The sequence below is a fragment of the Stenotrophomonas sp. NY11291 genome, assembly GCF_023277365.1.
GTDB lineage: Bacteria > Pseudomonadota > Gammaproteobacteria > Xanthomonadales > Xanthomonadaceae > Stenotrophomonas > Stenotrophomonas geniculata.
Genome location: NZ_CP096975.1, coordinates 1,583,194 through 1,602,802 on the forward strand (window position 1 = coordinate 1,583,194; position 19,609 = coordinate 1,602,802).

Annotated in this window: 17 protein-coding genes; 8 read left to right on the forward strand and 9 right to left on the reverse strand. The window is 65.6% G+C overall.

The window, feature by feature from the left end; all coding sequences use genetic code 11:
• Positions 1–3 precede the first annotated feature (3 nt).
• Positions 4–1,557, reverse strand: coding sequence for an MASE1 domain-containing protein (locus tag M1L61_RS07355; protein WP_043400407.1), 1,554 nt, complete (start codon positions 1,555–1,557; stop codon positions 4–6).
• Positions 1,558–1,914: 357 nt separating this feature from the next.
• Between M1L61_RS07355 and M1L61_RS07360 the strand changes: the two genes are divergently transcribed.
• Positions 1,915–2,307 carry a hypothetical protein gene (locus M1L61_RS07360; protein WP_248854509.1) on the forward strand — a complete coding sequence of 131 codons (393 nt, stop codon included), beginning with the start codon at positions 1,915–1,917 and terminating at the stop codon, positions 2,305–2,307.
• 126 nt (positions 2,308–2,433) lie between these two features.
• On the opposite strand, the gene M1L61_RS07365 is transcribed toward M1L61_RS07360, so the two are convergent.
• Together M1L61_RS07365 and M1L61_RS07370 are read right to left on the reverse strand one after the other, a co-directional pair.
• Positions 2,434–4,032, reverse strand: a complete 1,599-nt coding sequence (locus tag M1L61_RS07365; protein ID WP_248854510.1) for an MASE1 domain-containing protein — start codon at positions 4,030–4,032, stop codon at positions 2,434–2,436.
• Between the two features lie 196 nt (positions 4,033–4,228).
• Entirely contained in the window at positions 4,229–5,467 is a 1,239-nt protein-coding gene (locus M1L61_RS07370; protein ID WP_235652182.1) for an FAD-binding oxidoreductase, read from the reverse strand.
• A gap of 200 nt (positions 5,468–5,667) precedes the next feature.
• On the opposite strand from M1L61_RS07370, the gene M1L61_RS07375 reads away from it, so the two are divergent.
• The 3 genes from M1L61_RS07375 (at position 5,668) to M1L61_RS07385 (ending at position 9,024) form a co-directional block, all read left to right on the forward strand.
• Positions 5,668–6,429, forward strand: a complete 762-nt coding sequence (locus M1L61_RS07375; RefSeq protein WP_197597684.1) for a gamma-glutamyl-gamma-aminobutyrate hydrolase family protein — start codon at positions 5,668–5,670, stop codon at positions 6,427–6,429.
• Positions 6,426–7,823 carry a glutamine synthetase family protein gene (locus M1L61_RS07380; RefSeq protein ID WP_019337139.1) on the forward strand — a complete coding sequence of 466 codons (1,398 nt, stop codon included), beginning with the start codon at positions 6,426–6,428 and terminating at the stop codon, positions 7,821–7,823. The genes M1L61_RS07375 and M1L61_RS07380 overlap by 4 nt, the downstream gene beginning before the upstream one ends.
• A gap of 91 nt (positions 7,824–7,914) precedes the next feature.
• Positions 7,915–9,024: a polyamine ABC transporter substrate-binding protein gene (locus M1L61_RS07385; protein WP_010486170.1), complete on the forward strand. Its 1,110-nt coding sequence runs from the start codon at positions 7,915–7,917 to the stop codon at positions 9,022–9,024.
• 20 nt (positions 9,025–9,044) lie between these two features.
• On the opposite strand, the gene M1L61_RS07390 is transcribed toward M1L61_RS07385, so the two are convergent.
• A complete protein-coding gene (locus M1L61_RS07390; RefSeq protein ID WP_248854511.1) occupies positions 9,045–10,499 on the reverse strand; it encodes an NAD(P)-binding domain-containing protein in 1,455 nt (484 codons plus the stop codon).
• Positions 10,500–10,772: 273 nt separating this feature from the next.
• Here M1L61_RS07390 and potA point away from each other — a divergent pair, with 273 nt between their 5' ends.
• The 4 genes from potA (at position 10,773) to M1L61_RS07410 (ending at position 15,105) form a co-directional block, all read left to right on the forward strand.
• Positions 10,773–11,909, forward strand: a complete 1,137-nt coding sequence (gene potA / locus M1L61_RS07395) for a polyamine ABC transporter ATP-binding protein (RefSeq protein WP_010486163.1) — start codon at positions 10,773–10,775, stop codon at positions 11,907–11,909.
• On the forward strand, positions 11,906–12,838 hold the full coding sequence (locus M1L61_RS07400) for an ABC transporter permease subunit (protein WP_054171376.1): 933 nt from the start codon (positions 11,906–11,908) through the stop codon (positions 12,836–12,838). Before potA ends, M1L61_RS07400 begins: the two co-directional genes overlap by 4 nt.
• Positions 12,835–13,677: an ABC transporter permease subunit gene (locus M1L61_RS07405; RefSeq protein WP_004151945.1), complete on the forward strand. Its 843-nt coding sequence runs from the start codon at positions 12,835–12,837 to the stop codon at positions 13,675–13,677. Before M1L61_RS07400 ends, M1L61_RS07405 begins: the two co-directional genes overlap by 4 nt.
• 63 nt (positions 13,678–13,740) lie before the next feature.
• Complete coding sequence (locus M1L61_RS07410; RefSeq protein WP_197597685.1) at positions 13,741–15,105, forward strand: NAD-dependent succinate-semialdehyde dehydrogenase; 1,365 nt, start codon at positions 13,741–13,743, stop codon at positions 15,103–15,105.
• A gap of 75 nt (positions 15,106–15,180) precedes the next feature.
• Here the strand turns inward: M1L61_RS07410 and M1L61_RS07415 are convergent, their stop codons facing one another.
• From M1L61_RS07415 to M1L61_RS07435, 5 genes are all read right to left on the reverse strand, one after another.
• On the reverse strand, positions 15,181–16,203 hold the full coding sequence (locus M1L61_RS07415; RefSeq protein WP_049482912.1) for a magnesium and cobalt transport protein CorA: 1,023 nt from the start codon (positions 16,201–16,203) through the stop codon (positions 15,181–15,183).
• A gap of 6 nt (positions 16,204–16,209) precedes the next feature.
• Positions 16,210–17,460, reverse strand: a complete 1,251-nt coding sequence (locus tag M1L61_RS07420; protein WP_248854512.1) for a DUF4105 domain-containing protein — start codon at positions 17,458–17,460, stop codon at positions 16,210–16,212.
• Complete coding sequence (locus tag M1L61_RS07425) at positions 17,457–18,338, reverse strand: transporter associated domain-containing protein (RefSeq protein WP_005408827.1); 882 nt, start codon at positions 18,336–18,338, stop codon at positions 17,457–17,459. The genes M1L61_RS07420 and M1L61_RS07425 overlap by 4 nt, the downstream gene beginning before the upstream one ends.
• Before the next feature lie 64 nt (positions 18,339–18,402).
• On the reverse strand, positions 18,403–18,987 hold the full coding sequence (locus tag M1L61_RS07430) for a hypothetical protein (protein ID WP_248854513.1): 585 nt from the start codon (positions 18,985–18,987) through the stop codon (positions 18,403–18,405).
• Between the two features lie 11 nt (positions 18,988–18,998).
• Positions 18,999–19,595: a hypothetical protein gene (locus M1L61_RS07435; RefSeq protein WP_100448178.1), complete on the reverse strand. Its 597-nt coding sequence runs from the start codon at positions 19,593–19,595 to the stop codon at positions 18,999–19,001.
• Positions 19,596–19,609: the final 14 nt, after the last annotated feature.

A 19,609-nucleotide genomic window follows, 5' to 3' on the forward strand; every position in this document is an offset into this window, starting at 1 on the left:
GTGTCAGGCCGCCGCTGGCGCCGCGTGGCTGATCGATTCATGCAGGACCAGTCGCAGCCGATTGCCCCGGCAGTTGACCTTGCCGCCGTAAGCAAGCATTCGACCGGCCAGGCGCTCGACGGCCTGGTCGGTGGTGCGTGCCGACAGCGTGCAACCACGGTCGAGCAGGCTCACGACAGCAACGATGCCGCGACGTCCGCCCGCCCGGCCACTTCGGGCACGCACGCAGACCTGCCCGGTCTCCAGCTCCAGCAGCAGTGACACCGCCTCGATCAAGGAGCGATAGATGGCCAGTTGCAGATCTACAGTCAGCAGACAAGGGTTACCCGCCAGCCTGGGCGGAATGACGCGATGCGTGTTGTTCCAGATCTCGCATGCGCCGCCTGCTTGCAGCGCGATGTACAACCCGACCTGCTCCAGCCCGGTGGGGTAGACCATGCTGGCCTGCTCGCGGAACAGACGTGAGTGCACGGATGACGCGTGTTGCAGGCTGTTCGCCACGGCATGATGACCCTGATCCTTCAGCCAGCTGACCATCTCGCTGAGCGAACTGTCCATGCCCTCGCCTAGATGCTTCAGATGGGCCGCGCGTTCACGCAGCTCACGCTCGCTGGTCTGGTGGGAACTGCGTGCCAGACGCAGGGCGTTCCGTTCAGCCTGCCAACGGGCCTGTGCGCGTTGATGGTGATAGCTGATGCTGGATCCGAGTGCGAGCAATGCGACGCTGATCACAGCCATGTTCTGTTGGGTGGCGAACGTACCGAGGTCGAAAGAGGAGGGCAGGCCGGTACTGGGCGTAGCGCCGTGAAGTGGGAGATTCAACAGCGGAATCGCGATGGCAGCGCCACGCCAGCCATGCATGAAGGTCAGGGCGATGGCAGGCAGAGCCGCCAGCAGGACAAGGTGTGTGCGGGTGGTATGGGCGCTGCTGTCTGTCAGTTGCATGCCCAACCCCAGTATCAGCATCGCCAGGATCGCCGCAGCTGTAGGCGCGACAAAGCGGGTGCTCCAACTGGGATCCACGTGCCGCTGCGCCCAAAGAAAGGCCAGTGGGAGCAGGGTAATGATGGCCGCGAAGTGGCCAAAGATCGTTCGGTCGACCGCGTCCAGCAGGTTGCTCGGCGGAGGATTCGACCAGAGGACATATGAAATGCTCAGGTTGAGAGCCGGGACGAACAGTGCCGTGCAGATCGACAACGACAGCAGCCAGAGGCCGGTGGCTGCCTCGGACGGCATTCTCCTTCGATGCAGGTAGACCACCAGCATCGCCATCGGCATCAGCAGTGTCGAAGCCAGAATGACCCAATCCAGGCCATAGGAGTCGATCATAGGAATGCGCAGCGTTGCGAAGTACGCATACTCGCCCAGCAGCAGGTAGGGCCACAGACGGGTCGGGACGATCAGCAGCGCCGCTGCCCGGATACCTGCGGGCAGGAAGAACTGATCCAGCGAGAACTGACGCGATATGAGGCAGCTGGCAGCATAGGTGGCGGCCAGCACAAGACCGACCGGACGGATCCGGAAGCTCAGCTCAATTGCCTTCTTGAATCGGTCCAAGCCTGAGCCTCCCATGCTCCGGGGCATCACGCCAAGCCCGATGTGGACACTATCTGTAGACGAAAGGACGTGCAATCTCTACGGGGGGCATAGGGCGCCCACAGGGTGCTGGTAGTTGGTTCCTGATCTTCCGCGGCGGACGCAGTTTTCCACATTGCATCCAGATGCGCGCTGCTATGTATCAAGAGGGCCCATAGACATATAGTGGTCCTTGAATGCCCAGGTGAGGCGAGGGTGCCGTGCGGCGGAGCATTGACGGCGGTGCCCGGCTCAACAGGGTGGGAGTTTCATCGTGCTCTTCGTTTTCTTTATCGAGGAAAAAAAATGCGAGTAACTAATGCTGGGGCGGTGTTGGGAGTGATCATCGCCGCTGGGCTGCCGATGGCGGTTTGGGCACAGTCTGACGATCACGGTATCCGTTTGAGCCGGCAGGGGCTGGGGGAGGCATTCCCTGCGACGGTCAATCTGAGCCAGGATCCTGCTTGGCAGGTCTACGGTTTCCAGCGTGATGGTATTTCCTATTTCCAGGTAAATGACCTCGCTGGTCGCATCCAGGTCATCATAGGCAACGCTGGTGGAGTTTTCTGGGCGCTCCCGGCCGGCAAGGCGCAGATACCTGTGTCGTTGCCAGGCCAGCCGTTGCCAGTACCAGGCAATGCAATCCGCTCGCTGGTCTATCGCGGAAATGGTTTCGTGTTGGTGCGCTACAGCGCCGGTGCAAGTGCGGTCTGGGCCATCGAAACGCAGTAATCACTGGTCAGCAGGTGGCAAACATCACCTGTTGGTCAACCGTTCTCAGCCAAATCTCGGTCAGCCATGTGTCCGTTCACCGGCACGCCGGTGCGACTGTGGTCAGGCGTTCACCCGATTTTGAGCCTAGGCGGAAGATGCAACTCGGGCGCCAAATGAACTCCCTTCTTGCGACTCACGCAGTGTCGTGGTGCCAGGCTCCACCAGCACCATGACGATGCGGCTTTGGCGACAGTGAACGGACCCACCAAAGGCCAGCGCACGCCCGGCCAACCGCTCCCTGACGAGACTGACGGTTGTTGGGGACAATGCGCGATGCCGATCCAGCAGCGAGGCTGTCATGACGATTCCTCGCTGTTGTCCCGCGTTGACGCAGCGTGCCCGGACGATGACCTGCCCGGATTCGCACTTCAACAACAAAGAAACGGCATCGATGAGAGTCCGGTATGCCGTCAGCTGCAAGTCCAGGCTGAGACGGCAGGGATCACCGGCAAGGCGCGGTTCGGCTACGCGGTGCGTATTGACCCACGCCGAGCGCACGCCTCCGGCCTGCAGTGCAACATACAGACCCAACTGCTCAAGCGCAGTGGGATACACCAGGCTTGCCTGTTCGCGGAACAGCCGGGAGTGCACATTGGCTGTGTGAGTCAGGCTGTTGGCAATTGCGGAATGACCGTGGCTGTTGAGCCAGTTGATGACTTCCGAAAGCGACAGGTCGATGCCGTCACCCAGCTTGCGCAGGTGAATCGCGCGTTCGCGAAGATCTGACTCGCTCGCCAGGTGCGAGCTGCGCGCAAGGTTGATGGCGTTCTTTTCGCCCACCTCACGCAACTGATAGCGCCGACGAAAGTGGCTTATACGGGAGCCAAGCAGCAGTAGTGCTACTCCCGTGATGGCCATGATTTGCTGTGTGGTGAACGTTGCGGCATCAAAGGCTGCTGCATAGGGCTTTGGCGTTGTCAGGCCAATAATCAGATTCAGCATCGGTACGCCGACGGCCGCACCGCGCCAGCCATGCAGGCACGTGAGTGCGATCACGGGCAGCCCCATCAGTAACTGCAGGGACGTCCGGAGTGTACTGGCTTCGTTGGGAATCAACGATGCGGTAACGCCGAGCAATGTCATCAACAACAGGGCCACGGCGGTGGGGCCTGTGAAAATGGTCTTCCAGTGTGGTTCGGTGTTTCTCATTGCCCAAAGCAATGCGAGGGGAGTCACCGTAAGGATGGCAATGAAATCACCTACGCTGAAACGTGCTGCACGGGAAAGGAACGCAAGCGCCGAATCTGCGGGTGGCGTTGGCCAAAGCAGTTGGGAAAGGCTCACATTCAAGAGAGTGACCACGACGGAGGAAAGGAACGCGATGGCCAGAAGACGGGATGTGACCGAGTTCGCAAAAAAGCTGCGGGCCCAGCGGGTGATGAGCATTACTGCAGGCATCAGCACGCCTGACGCGAGGATGGCCCAGGCTGCGCCGTACTTTTCAACCATCGGCAATCGCATCTGCGCAAAGTAGGCGTACTCACCCAGCAGCAGATAAGGCCAGAACCGCGTTGGGCATAGCAGCACTACAGCCACGCGAACGCCGGCAGGTAGGTAGAACTGATCAAGGGACAACTGGCGGGTGGCCCAACAGGCAATGGCATACAGCACAGCCAAGGCAAGTCCTGCCGGATGGATGCGCAACTTCAGCTGCAGGCCTTCATTCCACCAATTCAATCGCACTACCCCTTCACAGTACGTTCCCTGTCAGCATCCATTCGCCGCGGGACCCGGTTCGTACCGACGGTATCGACACGCGTTCGATTATGCAATCTCCGCAGCGCAGCGCCGGGCAAGTGAGAAAATCATCACATGAATTCCCGTGGCGACGGGTTTCACAGTTTCCGAGGGAGCCAATTCAGGGTGATCCCTGATCAACTCACCACAACGCATCCCGCAGCTTGTACCACGACATCGCCGCCACCAGCAGCGGCGTGCGCAGCAGCCGGCCGCCAGGGAAGGGGGCATGCCGCAGGCGCTGGAACACGTCCAGGCGCTCACTCTGGCCTGCAATGGCGGCGGCGATCACCTCGCCGGCCAGCCCGGCGGCGGCCACCCCATGGCCGGAGAACCCCTGCGCGAAGTACAGATTGCCGTCCAGCCGGCCCCAATGCGGGGCGCGGTTGCGGGTAATGTCCACATAACCGCCCCAGACCTGCTCCAGTGGCACGTCGGCCAGCTGCGGGAACACCTGGTGCATGCGCCGCTGCATCACCCCGCGCAGGCCGGGTGGGGGCAGTGCTGAATAGCTGGCACGGCCACCAAACAGCAGGCGATGGTCGTGGCTGAGACGGAAGTAATCCAGTGCCCAAGCGGTGTCGGCCACGGCCATGTTGTTGCCGATCAGGGCACGGGCGCGCTCGGCACCCAGCGGCGCGCTGGCGCCGATATAGGTGCCGACGGGCATGATCCGCCGTTCCAGCTCGGGCAGCAGGCCCTGCAACCAGGCGTTGCCGGCCACCACCAGTTGCGCAGCGCGCACGCTTCCCTGCGCGGTATGCAGGGTGGGCTGCGGTCCGCGCTGCACGCGGGTCACTGCGGAGTTCTCATGGATCACCACGCCGGCCGCACGCGCCGCATCGGCCAGTCCGCGGGCATAGGCCAGGGGCTGCAGATGCGCGCTGAGCGGATCAAACATCGCTGCGCGGTAGCGTGGGCTGTCCAGCTGTGCGCGCAAGGCATCACGGTCCCACCACTGCATGGGGTAGTGGTAGTGGCGTTGCAGATGCTCGCAGTTGGCCTGCAGGTCGCGCTCATGGCGTTCGCGGATGGCGACGCTGGCGTGGCCTTCCACCCAATGGCAGTCGATGCCGTGGCGATCGATGCGTGTGCGCATTGCCTGCACCGCGTCGCGTGACCAGTCGAACAGGTGGCGCGCATCATCACGACCGAGCTGACGCTCCAGCTCGTCCACCTCGCAGCCATAGCCGACCAGCGCCTGGCCACCGTTGCGACCGGACGCGCCCCAGCCGATCCGCTGCGCGTCCAGTACCACCACGCGCTGGCCACGGGTAGCCAGTTCAAGTGCGGCGGTCAGGCCGGTATAACCCGCGCCGAGCACTGCGACATCGGCCTGAACCTCACCCTGCAGCGAGGGCAGTGCGGGCGGTTCTGGCAGGCTGGCGGCGTACCAGCTGGGCGGGAAGGCGGCGCTCACCGCGGGCCTCGCGGGCGCAGTGCGGGAGGGGGGAGCGGGGGAGGACGATCAGCATTCACCCGAGTAGTTTCGCCGATGCGTGACAGCCATGGTGTGACGGCGACGACTTGCCGCCTTCGCCGGGCGACGGGTAACGTGTCGGCACGTCAAGGAGTTTTTCCATGCGCCGCCTGCCCTGGGTGGGCCTGCCCACCGACAGTACCGTGCTCGGCCATCACCGCTTCGCGGTGGCCGGCGAGAAGTACGTGCGCGCGCTGGCCGAGGCCGCCGAAGTGACCCCGGTGGTACTGCCGAGCCTGCAGCCTCCTTTGCCGGCTGGCGACTGGCTGCAGGGGCTTGATGGCCTGCTGTTGACCGGCGCGGTCAGCAACATCGAACCGCAGCACTACGAGGGCGGTCGCAGCTGGCCGGGCAATCTGCATGACCCGGCCCGAGATGCCAATGCGTTCGCGTTGCTGCGTGAGGCTTTGGCGCAGGATCTTCCGGTACTGGCGATCTGCCGCGGCTTCCAGGAACTGAACGTCGCGCTGGGTGGCAGCCTGCATCCGCAGGTGCATGCGGTGCCGGGCCTGTCCGATCATCGCGAAGACCCGCAGGCGCCGGTGGAGGTGCAGTACGGACCGGCCCACGCGGTTACCCTGGTTGCCGATGGCTGGCTGGCGCAGTGGCACGGCAGTGACCGGGCGCAGGTCAATTCTGTGCACGGGCAGGGCATTGCCCGCCTCGCGCAGGGCCTGCAGGTCGAGGCCGTGGCTGATGATGGACTGGTCGAGGCGGCGCGCAGCCTGCGCCATGGTTTCGTGCTCGGCGTACAGTGGCACCCGGAGTGGCGTGTCATGCAGGCGCCGTTCTATCACGCTATTTTCCGTGCGTTCGGCCAAGCTTGCCGGCAGCACCAACAGAACCGACTGGATTCCCGATGAGTTCCCGAACGCGCCCGCGCAAGACGGCCACGCCCCCCGCACCGCAGGAAAGCAGCCTGCTGCGCTGGCTGAAGGAGCGGCGCATCACCGAGGTCGAATGCCTGGTGCCGGACATCACCGGCAACGCGCGCGGCAAGATCATTCCCGCCGACAAGTTCTCGCACGACTACGGCACGCGGCTGCCCGAAGGCATCTTCGCCACCACCGTCACCGGCGAGTTCCCTGATGACTACTACGAGCTGACCTCGCCGTCGGACTCGGACATGATGCTGCGCCCCGATCCGGACACGGTGCGCATGGTGCCGTGGGCGGCCGATGCCACCGCGCAGGTCATCCACGATTGCTACACCAAGAACGGTGAGCCCCACGAACTGGCACCGCGCAATGTGCTGCGCCGGGTGCTGGCAGCCTACGCCGAGCTGGGCCTGCGCCCGGTGGTGGCGCCGGAGCTGGAGTTCTTCCTGGTGCAGAAGAACACCGACCCGGACTTCCCACTGCTGCCACCGGCCGGCCGCTCCGGGCGCCCGGAAACCGCGCGGCAGTCGTACTCGATCGACGCGGTCAACGAATTCGACCCGATCCTCGACCTGATGTACGACTACGCCGACGCGATGAAGCTGGACGTGGACACGCTGATCCACGAATCCGGCGCAGCGCAGCTGGAGGTGAACTTCACCCACGCCGATGCGATGGACCTGGCCGATCAGGTGTTCCTGTTCAAGCGCACCATGCGCGAGGCAGCGATGCGCCACGGGGTGTATGCCACCTTCCTGGCCAAGCCGATGGAGAACGAGCCGGGCAGCGCCATGCACATCCACCAGAGCCTGGTGCGGGTGAGCGATGGCAGCAATGTGTTCGCCGGCGAGACCCATGCCGAAGGCGAGTTCAGCCCGGTGTTCGGCCACTACCTGGGCGGCCTGCAGAAGTACGTGCCGCAGGCAATGGCGTTCTTCGCGCCGAATGTGAATTCCTATCGGCGACTGGTGTTCGGCGAGGTCTCGCCGAGCAACGTGCACTGGGGCTATGACAACCGCACCTGCGGGCTGCGCGTGCCGCTGGACACGCCTGAGAACATGCGCGTGGAAAGCCGCTTCGCCGGCTCCGACGCCAACCCCTACCTGGCGATGGCCGCGACCCTGGCCTGCGGCCTGCTGGGCATCCGTGAGCGGCTGGCACCGGACGCACCGGTCACCGGCAGTGCCAAGGAACTGGGCTACAACCTGCCGCGCTCGCTGGGCGAAGCGCTGGACGGGCTGGAGCAGTGCAGCGAGCTGCAGGCGCTGCTGGGCGAGCGCTTCTGCCGCGCCTACATCTCGGTCAAGCGCAAGGAATACGAGACCTTCTTCCGCGTCATCAGCTCGTGGGAGCGCGAGTTCCTGCTGCTGAACGTCTGAGCATCTGGAATAGAAAAATCCGCCGCCGGGGGGTAGGCTGGCACCCGTTGCCCGCCCCGCCGGCCCCCCTTTCCGCATTCTGGAGCACCCGATGAAGCTGCGTATCCTCACGCTCGGCCTGGCCTCCGCCATGCTCGCCGCCTGCAGCGGTGGCAACGGCGGCGCGCAGGACAGCCAGGTCCTGAACGTCTACAACTACAGCGATTACATCGCCGAGGACACCATCCCGACCTTCGAGAAGGAGAGCGGCATCAAGGTGACCTACGATGTGTTCGACAGTGATGAGATGGTCGAGACCAAGCTGCTGGCCGGCAACAGTGGCTACGACGTGGTGGTGCCGACGCTGAACTTCTTCGGCCGCCAGATCCAGGCCGGCGTGTTCCTGCCGCTGGACAAGAGCAAGATCCCGAACCTGGCCAACCTCGATCCGGCGGTGATGAAGCGCATCGCCACCCAGGACCCGGGCAACCAGTACGGCGTGCCGTACATGATCGGCACCACCGGCATCGGCTACAACGTGGACATGCTGAAGCAGCGCTTCGGCGGCAGCACCGACATCGCCAACAGCTGGGACCTGGTGTTCAAGCCGGAGAACATCAGCAAGATGAAGGACTGCGGCGTGACCATCCTGGACACGCCGGCGGACATGATTCCGATCGCGCTGCATTACCTGGGCCTGGACCCGCACAGCGGTGACCCGGCCGAGCTGCAGAAGGCGGCCGACCTGCTGAAGTCGATCCGCCCGTACGTGCAGAATTTCCACTCCTCGCAGTACGTGGGTTCGCTGGCCAACGGTGGAACCTGCCTGGTGGTCGGCTGGTCGGGTGACATCATCCAGGCCCGCGACCGCGCCGAGGAAGCCAGCAACGGCGTGCACGTGGCCTATTCGATCCCGAAGGAAGGCGCCCCGCAGTGGTTCGACATGCTGGCGATCCCGAAGGATGCCAAGCACCCGGAAGCCGCGTACGCGTTCATCAACTATCTGCTGCAGCCGAAGGTTGCCGCGGCCAACACCAACTTCATCCACTACGCCAACCCGGTGCCGACTGCGACCCCGCTGGTGGATGAGGCGATCCGTACCGACCCGACCATCTACCCGCCGGCCGATGTGGCCGAGAAAATGTTCACGTACTCGATCAACACGCCGGAGACCGACAAGCTCTACACCCGGCTGTGGACCGAGGTGAAGACCGGCCGTTAAGCCGGTCTGGCGCCGCCGGGTCATGCCCGGCGGCTCCCTTGCCCTGCGCCGGAACCGGTACTCCCGCTTCGGCCCAGGTGCCGCAGGATGGCCGGCAGCAGGTCGCGTGCGTCGCGGCCGCCGTTGCACAGGAACGATGAACTCATCCGCTGCAGGTTGTGCATGCCGATGAAGAACAGCCCCGGCTGCGGGGAAACGCCGAAGTCGCCAAGCGGATAGCCGTGTGCATCCAGCGCGCCCTGCACGTCGAGCCAGGGCCATTCGGCGACGAAGCCGGTGGCCAGCACCACCGAACGAATGCCTGCGGCCTGCAGATCCAGCGCGCATGGCGACGGTTCCGGCTCCCAGTGCAGATAGACCTCTTCGGGAATGTAACGGGCATCGTCGGTGCGCGGTTCGGGCCGCGTGGCGTAGTACGCGCTGGCCAGCGAATCGAGATAGGCATACTCGGCCCGAGTGGCCTCGATCGCGGTGCGGAGCTGCGGGCGGACATCGGCAAAGCGGGCGGTGTTTCCACTGAATTCCTGCAACCGGCCCAGCAACCTGATACCTGCGCGGTGCATCGCCAGCAGGCTGATCGAGCTGCCCCGGCCGCCGCTTCCCTTGCCCGAGATCAGCGGAAACTCCGCGGTGCGGGCCCTGCGCAGCGCATCCGGTTCTCCGGCCAGTACGGCGGCCGCTTCACTCACATGCTGGTGGATGCGCCCGGCCATGTCCCACCAGGTCATCGAGTCCTTCCCGCGCAGCCGGCGGGTGTGCGAGTGACGCTGGGCCAGTGACCAGTACACGCTGCGACCGCTGTCGCGCAGGTCCTGGGCGATCTGCGCGCCGGACTGGCCGCCGCCGATGACCAACACCGCGCCCTCGGGTAGCAGGCCGGGACTGCGGTAGTCGCTGGAGTGCAGCACGGTGAGGCCTGGTGCGGGCGCGAATGGGACCCGGGGCATCCGCGCGCGACGGTATTCACCGGTGGCGACCACCACTGCGCGGGCATGGATCGGCCCCTGGCTGCTGTCGATGGCATAGCCACCGGACTCGGGCCCGACCCGGTGGACCACGCACCCCTCGCTGATCGGCAGGGAACGCTCGTGGGCATACTCGCGGAGGTGCCGGATCACCTCCGGGGCGCCCATGAAGCCTTCCGGGTCATCGCCGGCATAGGCATGACCGTGCAGGGCCATCGTCGCGTTGGCGGTGTTGGTCTGGAACGACTCCCAGCGCCGTTGCCAGCTGGCGCCCACGGTTTCGGCCTCCAGCACGCGATGCTCGACGCCGGCCTCCTGCAGGAGCGCGCTGAGCGACAACCCGGCCTGGCCGGCGCCGATGATGACCAGTGGCAGCCTTGCGGGCAGGGAGCCCGGCAGGCGGGGCGGGAAGGGGGAAGGGGAGGGGGAGGGGGAGGGGGAGGGGGAGGGGGAGGGGCTGTCCGGGGGAATCACCAGTGTGGGTCCATGCAAGGCCTTGATCCGAGGCATTGCGCGGGGAATGTCCTTGGCTTTCAATGGATCCCGTTCTGAAAAATGTTGCAGATCGGGCTGCCGCCCGTGGTGTCTGGTCGGGACGGCCGCCCGGGCGTCGAAGAGAGCCCGGGCCTTCCGGCGGACAGGCCAGCATGGCGGGGGAAAACCGACACCCCTCGAGGCCCCGAGGCCGCCCGCCGGCCGGTTCCACCTGCTGCCGTCATATCCCCTGCGGCCCCCGGCCGGTAGAATGGCGGCCGCTGTCCACCGCCCGCTCCCGGAGCCCCCATGCCCGTTGAAGCCCAGCCGGTAGCCGCCGTCGTCGACACGACCGGTGCGCCCGGCTATCTCTCCATTCGTGATTTGCGCAAGGAATTCGACGGTTTCGTCGCCGTCGACGACGTCAACCTGGACGTGCGCAAGGGCGAGATCTTCGCCCTGCTCGGTGGCTCCGGCAGTGGCAAATCGACCCTGCTGCGCTGCCTCGGCGGCTTCGAGACGCCCACCAAGGGCAGCATCACCCTCGATGGCCAGCGCCTGGACGCGCTGCCGCCGTACCAGCGGCCGGTCAACATGATGTTCCAGTCCTACGCCCTGTTCCCGCACATGACGGTCGAGCAGAACATCGCCTTCGGCCTGAAACAGGATGGCCTGGGCAAGGATGCGATCAGCAAGCGCGTCGGCGAGATGCTCGACCTGGTGCAGATGGGCCACCTGGGCAAGCGCAAGCCGCACCAGCTCTCCGGCGGCCAGCAGCAGCGCGTGGCGCTGGCGCGGTCGCTGGCCAAGGGGCCGAAGCTGCTGCTGCTGGACGAGCCGATGGGCGCGCTGGACAAGAAGCTGCGCTCGCAGATGCAGCTGGAACTGGTCAGCATCATCGAATCGTCGGGGGTGACCTGCGTGATGGTCACCCACGACCAGGAAGAAGCGATGACCATGGCCACCCGCATCGCGGTGATGGATGCCGGCTGGATCCAGCAGGTCGGCAAGCCGGACGAGGTCTACGAGCAGCCGGCCAACCGCTTTGTCGCCGAGTTCATCGGTTCGGTCAACCTGTTCGACGGGGTGATCGACGAGGACCTGCCCGAGTACGTCACCGTGCGCTCGCCGCTGTTCCCGGCGCCGATCTACATCGCCCATGGCATCACCGGCTATGAAGGGCAGCCGGTCGCGTTCGCGCTGCGCCCGGAAAAGGTGATGATCGGCAAGGACGAGCCGGAAGGGCACACCAACAAGGCCCAGGGTGTGATCGAGGACATCGCCTACTTCGGCAGCCATTCGGTCTACCACGTGCGCCTGCCCAGCGGCGCCAAGGTACTGGCCAACTTCGCCAACTCGCAGCGCTGGGCCAGCGATGGCCTGACCTGGGGCGACAGTGTGTGGGTGCACTGGCGCGACAACGACGGCGTGGTGCTGACCTCATGAGCACGGCCGGCCTGAAGCGCTGGCTGCCGGGGCTGCGTGCCACGGTGATCGGCATTCCGTACCTGTGGCTGCTGCTGTTCTTCGCAGTGCCGTTCCTGATCGTGCTGATGATCAGCTTCTCGCTCAGCCGGGTCGGCTCGCCGCCGTACACCTGGCTGCTGCAGTACGTGGATGGCGGCTTCTCGCTGAAGCTGAACCTGGAAAACTACCTGGCGCTGTTCCGCGATTCGATCTATGCGCAGGCCTTCCTGAGCTCGATCAAGATCGCGGCGATCTCCACCTTCCTGACCCTGCTGATCGGCTACCCGATGGCCTACGCCATCGCCCGCCTGTCACCGGCCGCACGCAACGTGGCGATGATGCTGGTGGTGCTGCCGTCGTGGACCTCGTTCCTGATCCGCGTGTACGCGTGGAAGGCCATCCTGGACCGCAACGGCCTGCTCGACCAGTTCCTGCAGTTCACCGGCCTGCAGTCGCTAATGACGTCGATGGGCCTGCCCAAGCTGCAGCTGATCGATACGCCGACTGCCGCCTACATCGGCATCGTCTACTGCTACCTGCCGTTCATGGTGTTGCCGTTGTACGCCAACCTGGTCAAGCATGACCACCGGCTGCTGGAAGCGGCCTACGACCTCGGTGCCAAGCCGTGGCAGGCGTTCCTGCGCATCACCCTGCCGTTGTCGAAGGCGGGCATCATCGCTGGCTGCATGCTGGTGATGATTCCGGCGATCGGTGAATTCGTGATCCCGGAAATGCTGGGCGGCTCGGAGACGCTGATGGTCGGCCGCCAGCTGTGGAACGAGTTCTTCAACAACCGTAACTGGCCGGGCGCCTCGGCGATGGCGGTGGCAATGATCCTGTTGCTGCTGGTCCCGATCCTGCTGTTCAACCGTTCCCAGCAGCGCCTGCTGGAAGGGAAGCAGGCATGAGCCCGCGTACCGCCAAGGGCCTGGGGCTGGGCGTGCTGCTGCTCGGCTTCGCTTTCCTGTACCTGCCGATCCTGCTGTTGATGTTCTATTCGTTCAACAGCTCGCGGCTGGCGATGGTCTGGGCCGGGTTCTCCACCCGCGCCTACAGTGACCTGTTCGCCGACCGCGCGCTGATGGATGCGATGTGGACCAGCCTGGTGGTCGCGTTCTGGACCGCCTGCACGGCTACCGTGCTGGGCACGCTGGCGGCGATGGTGATGACCCGCTTCAAGCGCTTCCGTGGCAAGCCACTGTTCGGTGCACTGGTGACCGCACCGCTGGTGATGCCGGATGTGATCCTGGGCTTCTCGCTGATGGCGCTGCTGGCCTCGATGGGTGCGATTCCCGGGTTCCCGGCGCGTGGCCTGACCACGATCTGGATCGCGCACGTCACCTTCACCCTGTGCTTTGTCACCGTGGTGGTGTCCTCGCGCCTGCAGGAAATGGACCTGTCGCTGGAAGAAGCGGCGATGGATCTGGGCGCAAGCCGATTGACCGTGTTCGGCCGCATCACCCTGCCGATCATCGCGCCGGCGCTGGTGGCGGGCTGGCTGCTGGCCTTCACCCTGTCGCTGGATGACGTGGTCGTGGCCAGCTTCGTCGCCACGCCGGGCTCGACCACGCTGCCGATGAAGGTGTTCGCTTCGGTGCGCATGGGCATCAGCCCGAAGATCAACGCACTGGCCACGCTGCTGGTGTCGGCGGTGTCGATCGCCGCGGTGATCGGCTGGTACATCAATGCGCGTGCGGAGAAGCGGCGCCAGCGCGATCTGCAGCTGGCGCGGCAGGACAACGGCTGATCCGGCAACACCCGGCTCACGGCCGGCGGCGCACAATGGGAGTCTTCCAGATGGAGATCCCCCATGACCGTCGAGATCATCAACCCGGCCACCGGCCAGGTGACCTACCGCCATGAACTGATGGGTGCAGCCGACATCGAGCAGCGCCTGCAGGCCGCTGCCGATGCCTTCCCCGGCTGGGCTGATCACTCGCTGCAGGACCGCGGCGCCATCCTTCGCCAGATTGCCGCGCAGCTGCGCGCCCGTCGCGATGACCTGCAGCAGGCGATGACCCACGAGATGGGCAAGCTCAAGGCTGAGGCGCTGGCCGAGGTCGACAAGTGCGCGGCCGCCTGCGAGTACTACGCCGACCACGCGGCCGACTACCTGAAGCCGCAGCTGATCGACACCGAAGCCCAGCGCAGCTATGTGCGCTACGAGCCGATCGGCTGCGTGTTCGCGGTGATGCCGTGGAATTTCCCGATCTGGCAGGTGTTCCGTTTTTTGGCCCCGGCGTTCATGGCTGGCAACGTGGCCGTGCTCAAGCACGCCAGCAACGTGCCGCAGTGCGCCGACCTGATCCTGGCGGTGTGCCGTGACGGCGGCCTGCCCGATGGCGTGTTCGATGTACTGCACATCGACAACGACCAGGCCGCCGAGGTGCTGCGCGACGCACGGGTGAAGGCGGTGACGCTGACCGGCAGCGAGCGGGCAGGGCGCTCGATCGCTTCCAATGCCGGCAGCCAGCTGAAGAAGTCGGTGATGGAGCTCGGCGGCAGCGATGCCTTCGTGGTGCTCGACGATGCCGACCTCGACAAGACCGTGGGCGCGGCAGTGAAATCACGTTTCGACAACAGCGGGCAGACCTGCATCGCGGCCAAGCGCTTCATCGTGGTCGATGCGGTGGCCGATGAATTCACCCGCCGCTTTGTCGAAGCGGCGGGTGAGCGCCAGTATGGCGACCCTGACGAGCGCGGTACCACGCTGGCGCCGATGGCGCGTGCCGACCTGCGCGACGAACTGCACAAGCAGGTGCAGGCCAGCGTGGCCAAGGGCGCGCGGGTGCTGGTGGGTGGTGAGCCGATTGCGGGCACGCACGCCGGCTATCCGGCCACCGTGCTCGACCAGGTGGGTCCTGGCATGCCGGCCTACGATGAGGAACTGTTCGGGCCGGTGGCGGCAGTGATCCGGGTCAAGGATGAAGCCGAGGCGCTGCGCGTGGCCAACGACACCCGTTTCGGCCTGGGCGGCAGCGTGTGGACGCGCGACGCGGTGCGCGGTGAACGTTTCGCTCAGCGAATGGAATGCGGTGCGGCGTTCGTCAACGCCATCGTCAAGAGCGACGCGCGGTTGCCGTTCGGCGGCAGCAAGCAGTCCGGTTTCGGTCGCGAACTGGCCGACCACGGCATCCATGAGTTCATGAACATCAAGACCGTCTACGTGGCTTGATGGATCATCCAATGCGCCACGACCAACGGTCGTGGCCTACCGGTCTGGCGGGTATCGACCGTTGGTCGATACGATCTACAACCACTTCGCGCGCTTGAACAGCCGGTACAGCCCCACGCACACGCCGCCCACGCCAACGATCATCAGCGGGTAGGCCCATGGCTGGTTCAATTCCGGCATGTGGCTGAAGTTCATGCCGTACCAGCTGGTGATCAGCGTCGGCGCCGCCAGCAGCGCCGCCCATGCACCCAGCCGCTTGACCGTCTCGCCCTGCGCCAGCGTCACCAGCGACAGGTTCACGCTCAGTGCGGTGCCCAGCATCTCGCGCAGGGTGTCGATCACATCGCTGATGCGTACCGCGTGGTCGTGCACGTCGCGGATGTACAGCTTCACCTCGTCGGGGATCAGTTCGCCCTGATAGCGACGCAGCTGTGCCAGCACGTCCTGCAGCGGCGCCACCGCCATGCGCATCTTGTTCAGTTCGCGCTTGAGCTCGTACAGCCGCACCACGGTGCTGCGCTTGTAGGTGTCGGCGAAGATGTCCTTTTCGAGCAGGTCCAGGGTGTCGCGGAAGCGGTGCACGATGGGCAGGTAGTTGTCGACCACGAAGTCGGTCACCGCATACAGGCAGTACGACGGGCCCATTTTCAGCAGCTGCGGCTCGCGCTCGACCCGCGCGCGTACCGGGGCGTAGGACAGCGAAGCGCCATGGCGCACCGTCACCAGAAAGCGTGGGCCGAGGAAGGCGTGGGTTTCGCCGTACTGGATGCGCTCGTCGACCATCTGCGCGGTGGTCACCACCACGAACATCGAATTGCCGTAGGTCTCGACCTTGGGCCGCTGGTGCGCATTGCGCGCATCCTCGATGGCCAGGTCGTGCAGGCAGAACTCTTCCTGCAATTTCAACAGCACATCGTCATTGGGGTCGTACAGGCCGACCCAGACGAAGCCATTGCCACCGGCAATGACATCGCTGATGGCGTCCAGGGTGATGTCGTGGCGTTTGCCCTCGTCATCGTAGTGGACGCAGTTGATGACGCAGGCGGGGTTGGCCGAGGCGGGCGCGGCAGCGGAGGCGGGCAATGACATGCCCGCCATCGTGCGTCAGGGCTGTGTTTTGGACAAGTGAGGAGTACGCCCCAGCACCCATGCCAGCGTGACGTGGACGGGCAGCAGCAGCACGATCCACTGCACGTTGTACTGCGCCTGCAGGCTCAGCCAGTGCAGCACCAGCGCGGCCACCGCCTGTACCGCCAGCAGCCACAGTACGATCCTGAACATGCGGCCCGGCACGCGCCGGCGCAGCAGGCTGATCGCCCCGGGCAGCAGCAGCACCGCCAGCGGCGAAAGCAACAGCAGGTTGCGATTGGCCCACGCGGCGTAGTGGATGCTGAAGCCCCACAGGAACACCAGTACGCCGCCGAACAGGGCACACAGCAGCCAGAACGGCAGCGCCAGCCCGGCCAGCAGGCGCGGACGGCGGCGCAGCGCCAGCACGCCGGCGGCCACGATCAGCCCGAGCAGCAGCCACGGCCACCAGCGGCGCGCGGATTCCTTCGGCTCCGGATCGATACGGTGCGGCAGCAGTTCCTGTTCGGACTGAACCAGCGGACGGCCATCGCTGTTACGTGCCTGGCGCAGCGCATCGGCCAGGCGCATCGGTACGAAGGCTTCCTGCCAGCGCGACAGCGGCTGGTCGGCGAACGGCCCCAGGCCTACATCGAAGCCCAGCCACATCCAGGGTGCCGGCGAGGCCAGGCGCACCGATTCACTGCGGTAGGTGTTGCCGCGCGAGCGCCCCGACAGCTGCGACTGCAGGCCGCCGCCGAGTGCCTTGTCCACCGTGTCGCGCACCATCGTGGCGCAGTTGGCGGTGTAGTAGTCGTAGTGGTAACGCGCGTTTTCCGGCTTGGCCCGTTCGGCCAGATCGGCAGCGAGCGCACGTGCCTGGTCGGGGCGCAGGTCCAGCCACTGCACGCTGGCGCCACGGCCGGTCTCGTCGTAGTAGGACAGGTCCTGCTGCAGCGGCAGCGCCACCAGGTAATACATCATGTCGCCGCGCGCGAAGCGGCTGATGAAATCGTCCTCGGACGGATCGAAGTACCCGAAGTTGTACGAGGTCGCTTCGCCGCTGAGCGGATCGACCACGACGATGGCGTCGTGGCCGAAGCGTTCGAAGAACACCGTGCCCGGCTGCATGGTCACCACGCCGATGCGAGGCGCAGGGGCCTCGGCGCCGGTGCCGGGCGCAGCAGGTGTGGCCGCCGCCGGCCGCGCGAACGCGGCCAGCGGCAGGGCCATGGCCAGCACGCACAGTGCCAGCCATACCATGAGGATCAGGCCGCGGCGCTTCAAGCGTCGTCCTGCGCGTCCGGCGGCAGCACGGTCACGTGGAAGGCCTGGACCCGGCGCGCATCGGCGCGGGCCACGCGGAACATGAAGCGGTCCAGCGCCAGCTCGTCACCGACTTCCGGCAGGTGGCCCACGGCCTCGGTGACCAGGCCACCGATGGTGTCGTAGTCCTCGTCGGAGAAGGTGGCACCGAAGCGTTCGTTGAAGTCGCCGATCGGGGTCAGCGCGTCGACCACGTACTGGCCGTCGGACTGGATCGCGATCTGCGCCGAGGGATCTTCAGCCTCGTCATGCTCGTCGTCGATCTCGCCGACGATCTGTTCCAGCACGTCCTCGATGGTGACCAGGCCGGCGACACCGCCGTACTCGTCCACCACGATGGCCATGTGGTTGCGCGACAGGCGGAATTCCTTCAGCAGCACATTGAGCTTCTTCGCCTCCGGGATCAGCACCGCCGGGCGCAGCAGTTCGCGCACGTTGGCCGGGCCGTTGTCGGCAACCACGCCGCGCAGCAGGTCCTTGGCGAGCAGGATGCCAAGGATGTCGTCCTTGTTCTCGCCGTGCACCGGAAAGCGCGAATGGCCGGATTCGACCACCTGCTTCATCAGTTCCAGGAAGGGCGCCTCAACCGGCAGCGAGACCATCTGCGAGCGCGAGATCATCACGTCGCCCACGGTCAGCTCGGCGACCGAAATGGCGCCTTCCATCATCTTCAGGGTATCGGCAGCGATCAGACCCTCTTCCTGCGCGGTGTGCAGGACAGCGACCAGCTCGTCGCGGGTATGGGGTTCGCCGGAGAAGGCGGAGGTCAGGCGTTCAAGCCAGCCGCGCTTCTTTTCACTGTGCTCCGCAGGGGAGCTACTACTGTCGTCTTCTGACATCTCTGGAAAAAAGGCACCCGGCAGGCCGGGCGTTGGCCCAAGTCTAGCAGGATGTGACGGCCTGTCAGTGACTGCCGGTGGCCGGGGCAGGGGCGGCCGGGGCCGGATCCTCCTCGGGCAGGTCCAGGCTGTAGGTGCAGCCTGCCAGGGTCTTGCCCGGGTGGGAGGCCACGGTGGAGACGCTGAGGATGATCGACTCGATCTGGGCCTCGCCGGTCTTCGGGTCGGTCACGTCGCGGCTGACCAGCTCGCGGCCGGCCATGAACTTGCCGTCCTGGTCGTAGCCGGTCTCCAGCGCGAGGCGCTTGGCCAGCGGGCGTGGGTCGGCCTGGTCGAGCACCGCCATGATGCTGGCGCCGGCCACGGCCACCCGCTCGGTGCTCATGCCGAACACGCTGATCGGCTGGGCCAGGCGGAACTCACTCATGAACTGGTTGCCCTGTGGCAGCGGCTGCAGGCCCTGGGCCACGGCCTTCAGCGGGTCGGCCAGCAACGGCGCCAGCGCAGCCTGGTCGGCCACGCCCTGGCGGCATTCGATCAGCGCCGGCAGGTCCAGGCTGGTGGCGAAGGAGGGAGCGGCGAGGGCACAGAGCAGGGGCAGGCAGCAGCGCAGTGACACGGTTGGTTTCCGCAGGCGAAGGGCCGCCATCATAGCCCCGGTTAGCGCCTGAACAGTCCGGTGAGAAGGCGCAGGAAGCCGGTCATCGCCCGCCGCACGACCATCAGTGAAAGGGACAGCACGACCGCAAGCATGGCGATGTGCATCGATTGACCCGCAATGCGCGCCACAGCTGGCCACAGGCCTGGGCTGGTAAGCCAGGGCATCAGTTCCGATGCGGCCGTCCTGGCCACTTTCATGTAGATCACGGCCAGCACGAACAGCACCAGCAGCGAGGTGCGGCTGGCATGGAAGAACGGGAGTGCGTTGACCGGCGTGCCAAGCCGCTGCTGCAGCAGCGTTCGCCACAGCACCGGCAGGGTCAGGGCACCGACCAGTATCAGCACCATCGACGTTTCCCACAGCCCGGGCAGGTGGGCGGGTTCCGCTCTACCCGTGAGGTGGGGGCCGATCATGCCCGTCGCCAGCCCAGCCAGCAGGCACAAAGGCGAGAGCAGGGCGAGGCTGCGCAGCAGCCAGTGCCTGCCGGCGGGTTCACGAGCGCTGAGGCGACGCACGGTGTACGCGCCCAGCATCAGCAGGCCGGCGAACAGGCCCGCGCTCATCGCAAACGCCGTGAAGCTGTTTCCCGGAGTCATCCTTGATCCCCTTG

Bases quoted from the DNA above. Each gene is read 5' to 3' on its own strand.
- M1L61_RS07435 (WP_100448178.1), bottom strand. From the start codon at position 19,595: ATGACTCCGGGAAACAGCTTCACGGCGTTTGCGATGAGCGCGGGCCTG.
- M1L61_RS07430 (WP_248854513.1), bottom strand. From the start codon at position 18,987: ATGGCGGCCCTTCGCCTGCGGAAACCAACCGTGTCACTGCGCTGCTGC.
- potA (WP_010486163.1), top strand. From the start codon at position 10,773: ATGCCCGTTGAAGCCCAGCCGGTAGCCGCCGTCGTCGACACGACCGGT.
- M1L61_RS07415 (WP_049482912.1), bottom strand. From the start codon at position 16,203: ATGGCGGGCATGTCATTGCCCGCCTCCGCTGCCGCGCCCGCCTCGGCC.
- M1L61_RS07380 (WP_019337139.1), top strand. From the start codon at position 6,426: ATGAGTTCCCGAACGCGCCCGCGCAAGACGGCCACGCCCCCCGCACCG.
- M1L61_RS07405 (WP_004151945.1), top strand. From the start codon at position 12,835: ATGAGCCCGCGTACCGCCAAGGGCCTGGGGCTGGGCGTGCTGCTGCTC.
- M1L61_RS07375 (WP_197597684.1), top strand. From the start codon at position 5,668: ATGCGCCGCCTGCCCTGGGTGGGCCTGCCCACCGACAGTACCGTGCTC.
- M1L61_RS07400 (WP_054171376.1), top strand. From the start codon at position 11,906: ATGAGCACGGCCGGCCTGAAGCGCTGGCTGCCGGGGCTGCGTGCCACG.
- M1L61_RS07390 (WP_248854511.1), bottom strand. From the start codon at position 10,499: ATGCCTCGGATCAAGGCCTTGCATGGACCCACACTGGTGATTCCCCCG.
- M1L61_RS07410 (WP_197597685.1), top strand. From the start codon at position 13,741: ATGACCGTCGAGATCATCAACCCGGCCACCGGCCAGGTGACCTACCGC.
- M1L61_RS07425 (WP_005408827.1), bottom strand. From the start codon at position 18,338: ATGTCAGAAGACGACAGTAGTAGCTCCCCTGCGGAGCACAGTGAAAAG.
- M1L61_RS07385 (WP_010486170.1), top strand. From the start codon at position 7,915: ATGAAGCTGCGTATCCTCACGCTCGGCCTGGCCTCCGCCATGCTCGCC.